This is a genomic window from Aeromonas sp. 600724 (genome assembly GCF_049175135.1).
In the GTDB taxonomy this organism is placed as follows: domain Bacteria; phylum Pseudomonadota; class Gammaproteobacteria; order Enterobacterales; family Aeromonadaceae; genus Aeromonas; species Aeromonas veronii_A.
The window spans coordinates 1-2650 of record NZ_JAAKUM010000038.1 but is presented as its reverse complement, the minus strand read 5'-3'; the positions used below and the strand labels follow the sequence as shown (position 1 = coordinate 2650).

General features: G+C 53.8%; 1 rRNA gene. It reads right to left on the bottom strand.

The annotated features are described in order from the left end of the window. Positions 1-2650 (bottom strand): 23S ribosomal RNA (locus tag G5168_RS20885); the annotation flags it as partial.

Below are 2650 nucleotides of genomic sequence, written 5' to 3'. Positions count from 1 at the left end.
CCTATCAACGTTGTGGTCTCCAACGGCCCTTTAGGACCCTCAAGGGGTCAGGGATGACTCATCTCAGGGCTCGCTTCCCGCTTAGATGCTTTCAGCGGTTATCGATTCCGAACTTAGCTACCGGGCAGTGCCACTGGCGTGACAACCCGAACACCAGAGGTTCGTTCACTCCGGTCCTCTCGTACTAGGAGCAACTCCCTTCAATCATCCAACGCCCACGGCAGATAGGGACCGAACTGTCTCACGACGTTCTGAACCCAGCTCGCGTACCACTTTAAATGGCGAACAGCCATACCCTTGGGACCGACTTCAGCCCCAGGATGTGATGAGCCGACATCGAGGTGCCAAACACCGCCGTCGATATGAACTCTTGGGCGGTATCAGCCTGTTATCCCCGGAGTACCTTTTATCCGTTGAGCGATGGCCCTTCCATTCAGAACCACCGGATCACTATGACCTACTTTCGTACCTGCTCGACCTGTCCGTCTCGCAGTTAAGCTGGCTTATGCCATTGCACTAACCTCCTGATGTCCGACCAGGATTAGCCAACCTTCGTGCTCCTCCGTTACTCTTTGGGAGGAGACCGCCCCAGTCAAACTACCCACCAGGCACTGTCCGCGAGCCCGATTCAGGGCCCTGCGTTAGAACATCAAACATACAAGGGTGGTATTTCAAGGACGGCTCCAGCGCAACTGGCGTCACGCCTTCAAAGCCTCCCACCTATCCTACACATGTAGGTTCAATGTTCAGTGCCAAGCTGTAGTAAAGGTTCACGGGGTCTTTCCGTCTAGCCGCGGGTACACCGCATCTTCACGGCGAATTCGATTTCACTGAGTCTCGGGTGGAGACAGCATGGCCATGGTTACACCATTCGTGCAGGTCGGAACTTACCCGACAAGGAATTTCGCTACCTTAGGACCGTTATAGTTACGGCCGCCGTTTACCGGGGCTTCGATCAAGAGCTTCGCTTGCGCTAACCCCATCAATTAACCTTCCGGCACCGGGCAGGTGTCACACCCTATACGTCCACTTTCGTGTTTGCAGAGTGCTGTGTTTTTGATAAACAGTCCCAGCCATCTGGTCACTGCGACTCCCAACTGCTCCATCCGCAAGGGACTTCACTGTCAGGAGCGAACCTTCTCCCGAAGTTACGGTTCTATTTTGCCTAGTTCCTTCACCCGAGTTCTCTCAAGCGCCTTGGTATTCTCTACCCGACCACCTGTGTCGGTTTGGGGTACGATGACTTGTAATCTGAAGCTTAGAGGCTTTTCCTGGAAGCAGGGCATCAATGGCTTCCGCACCGTAGTGCGTTCGTCTCGTGTCTCAGTGTTGTGTCTCCGGATTTGCCTAGAAACACCACCTACGCACTTTCACCAGGACAACCGTCGCCTGGCCCACCTAGCCTTCTCCGTCCCCCCATCGCAATTACAAGTCGTGCAGGAATATTAACCTGCTTCCCATCGACTACGCCTTTCGGCCTCGCCTTAGGGGTCGACTCACCCTGCCCCGATTAACGTTGGACAGGAACCCTTGGTCTTCCGGCGAGGAGGCTTTTCACCCCCTTTATCGTTACTTACGTCAGCATTCGCACTTCTGATATCTCCAGCATACCTCTCGATACACCTTCGCAGACTTACAGAACGCTCCCCTACCACTCACACATAAGTGTGAATCCGCGGCTTCGGTGCCTGGTTTGAGCCCCGTTACATCTTCCGCGCAGGCCGACTCGACTAGTGAGCTATTACGCTTTCTTTAAATGATGGCTGCTTCTAAGCCAACATCCTAGCTGTCTGAGCCTTCCCACATCGTTTCCCACTTAACCAGAACTTTGGGACCTTAGCCGGCGGTCTGGGTTGTTTCCCTCTTCACGACGGACGTTAGCACCCGCCGTGTGTCTCCCGGATATTACTTACTGGTATTCGGAGTTTGCATGGGGTTGGTAAGTCGGGATGACCCCCTAGCCCAAACAGTGCTCTACCCCCAGTAGTATTCGTCCGAGGCGCTACCTAAATAGCTTTCGGGGAGAACCAGCTATCTCCGAGTTTGATTGGCCTTTCACCCCCAGCCACAGGTCATCCCCTAACTTTGCAACGTTAGTGGGTTCGGTCCTCCAGTTGATGTTACTCAACCTTCAACCTGCCCATGGCTAGATCACCCGGTTTCGGGTCTACACCTTGCAACTAGACGCCCAGTTAAGACTCGGTTTCCCTACGGCTCCCCTATACGGTTAACCTCGCTACAAAATGTAAGTCGCTGACCCATTATACAAAAGGTACGCAGTCACCCCGAAGGGCTCCCACTGCTTGTACGTACACGGTTTCAGGTTCTATTTCACTCCCCTCACAGGGGTTCTTTTCGCCTTTCCCTCACGGTACTGGTTCACTATCGGTCAGTCAGGAGTATTTAGCCTTGGAGGATGGTCCCCCCATATTCAGACAGGATGTCACGTGTCCCGCCCTACTCGATTTCACATCAAGGTTGTTTTCGTGTACGGGGCTATCACCCTGTATCGCCGGCCTTTCCAGGACCGTTCCACTAACTTCCAAGATGCTTAAGGGCTAATCCCCGTTCGCTCGCCGCTACTGAGGGAATCTCGGTTGATTTCTTTTCCTCGGGGTACTTAGATGTTTCAGTTCTCCCGGTTCGCCTC